Origin of the sequence: Butyricimonas hominis (genome assembly GCF_014287455.1) — a bacterium.
GTDB lineage: Bacteria > Bacteroidota > Bacteroidia > Bacteroidales > Marinifilaceae > Butyricimonas > Butyricimonas muris.
In genome coordinates, this window is sequence record NZ_JACOOH010000027.1 from 1 (window position 1) to 2,475 (window position 2,475).

Below are 2,475 nucleotides of genomic sequence, written 5' to 3' on the forward strand. Positions count from 1 at the left end.
GAATTGCTGGGACACAACGACATCAAGACCACAACCATTTATCTTCATGTGTCAAGTGCCCATAAAGCAAAAATCCCTAATCCTCTTGATACACTGGATAATTCGTGAGGTGCAGTTATAGAAGTGTAGGAACGACACCATAAGGTGCGGTTATAAATAACATTAGTAACAATTTAGCAATTCTCATATGGGCTTAGATATTTTGATTTATAACAATGACGGAATATGTACGAATAAGTCTGAAATTAGTGAAGGCTTACATTATTGGTTGTTCAATCTTGCAAATTTAGATAAAGGACGATTTCGGACTATATTCCGTGTGCAAGACTACTATAAAACGAACGTAGAACTTTCGGGTATAGAAATATCCTCTTTCATTGAGGAACTAAAAGAAATTAGAAAAGAATCTCCTTATTATAAGGAGATTGAGCGAATAGTGAATTGTATAAATCTGCAAAATATATCTAAGATAAGAATTACTGGAGATTAAATAAATTACTAACGAGCCGGGATAACGGACTAACGCCGTTCCCCGCCAAGCCATTATCAATAACAAATGGAATAACAACATGAGAAAGCAATTCATTCAACAATCTAATAGTCAGAAAAGAGCGAAGAATTTCTTTGACACTATTACTTCTGACGACACCTTACAAATTATTGTAGGGCAAGATAATAGCGGCACATTTTTGTTGTGGCAAGACGAATATTATATGGAGTTGTATTTGGCTTTATGCAATATGTCCATAAAGCTAAGTAAAGTCAATACCATAAATTTTCTGAAATGGCTGAAAGGAAACAAGCAAGACTTATCATTCTTGATTCATCCCGTGTTCGGACAAGAATGCATTGCTCTCAATGCAGTAGAACTGTCAAAAAAAATAGTTTCCAATATGGATAGTGACGGAGATTACTACGATACATTAAGACAAAATGACTTGTTATGAAGATGAATACAACAAACAATAAGATTCATGCAGAATTGTTCTGCACTGACATACAGAACAAAAACACAGAGAGAATATTCGAGAAGTTATTTGAAACTTCCATTGAGGAACTCCTTTCTGATTATGATGAATATGATGAAATAGACGAAGAGCCTATCGAGATAGAAGATAAGGGCGTTATGATTGGTTTCTTGCCCGAAACCAGCAAAGAGCCTGCCCACATTGAGTATATTGATTTGGATATAAAGAGTAATCCGGGCAATATGGAATATCTCTCTGTAACATTGCCGGTTTCTTTTGATGTACAAATTGAAACGGCATTATCTTCTTACAAAAATCTAAGAATATTCTATTCTCTTTATGACACAGAGAAGCCGGAAGTAATAGTCTTTCACCATGAAAATTTACGGTACGAACTCTTAGTAACAGAAAAACTTTCCATAAGCAGAATAAGAGTATGTCGCAGCGAAAATGAATCGACCGTAAACATGAGAACCTATTATCCTTTTGGTGAAGAATGTGAAATCTTGCCATAATGAATGAATATGCTTTCTTAGAGAATTATATTGATAACGAGCCAAGATAGCTGCTAAACGCAGCTCCTTGTCAAACCATTAGAAACAATGATGATACATAGAATATTAGAATATTTGTTTTACAAGATTCAAGTATTGACCCGATATATGGATACCAGTATGTATCTGAATACACATGTGCCATTTATCATGTCCACAATCCTGCTATTCTATTTGGTGGATGCCGCAATTATATACTATTATATCATAATGGGATATTCACCGCAAAAGAATGCAGCTAATGTGTTTTTCATAGTCCTTGTCATTATGTTATCCTTATGGAGCAGCCTTTATTTTTATTACCGGTATAAACATAGGAATGAGAAGATTATGGAAAGAAAAGTATATGAACACAGTTCCAATGTATGGGCGTATATTTTTATGTTCTCTCCTTTTGTCGTACTATTAGGACTTGCCTTATACTTTTAATTCCATTGTTCATGAAAGGGTATAAAACATAATATGCAATTTTTAATGAGCAATCAATTAATAATTAAGAACATTGACGGCAAGGGCAATTCAACAGTAAAATACAGTCCTTTGCTAACCATTCAAAATTAGGTGCTAACAAGGAAAGATAACCTTTGAACAGCGTTCCTTTCTAACTCATTATGAATAATAAAGGAATAAAAAATACAGATAACTATTTTGAACGAGTGAAGCAACGTGCAAACCGGACGAATTACAGATACTATTTTTTTGACTACCTATATTTCAAGGGAGAGGTTTGGGACAAGAAGATAGGACGGATGTCAGGTTTTATACTGCTGTTTTGGTATTGGTGGTGGATAGTAGTTCTGCCCGGCAACTTTCTCCTGATTAACAGTGTACCGCAATGGTCGTCCTTACATCTTGGCTATTTAGGTGCAATGTTTTTGCTTATTTGTGTATTTATTCTTGCACGATACAGGAAAGCCCGTGTACAGGCATTGTTGAACCGCTACCGCCGCTCT

The 2,475-nt window shown here is 35.1% G+C and carries 3 protein-coding genes; all 3 read left to right on the forward strand.

What is annotated here, in order from left to right:
* The first annotated feature begins 569 nt into the window (after positions 1 to 569).
* Positions 570 to 947, forward strand: coding sequence for a hypothetical protein (locus H8S64_RS21930; protein ID WP_122343509.1), 378 nt, complete (start codon positions 570 to 572; stop codon positions 945 to 947).
* Positions 944 to 1,483 carry a hypothetical protein gene (locus H8S64_RS21935; RefSeq protein WP_005642385.1) on the forward strand — a complete coding sequence of 180 codons (540 nt, stop codon included), beginning with the start codon at positions 944 to 946 and terminating at the stop codon, positions 1,481 to 1,483. The genes H8S64_RS21930 and H8S64_RS21935 overlap by 4 nt, the downstream gene beginning before the upstream one ends.
* Positions 1,484 to 2,133: 650 nt before the next feature.
* Positions 2,134 to 2,475: hypothetical protein (locus H8S64_RS22430; protein WP_222621233.1), on the forward strand; the 342-nt coding region annotated here is incomplete at its 3' end.

Bases quoted from the DNA above. Each gene is read 5' to 3' on its own strand.
- H8S64_RS21935 (WP_005642385.1), top strand. From the start codon at position 944: ATGAAGATGAATACAACAAACAATAAGATTCATGCAGAATTGTTCTGC.
- H8S64_RS21930 (WP_122343509.1), top strand. From the start codon at position 570: ATGAGAAAGCAATTCATTCAACAATCTAATAGTCAGAAAAGAGCGAAG.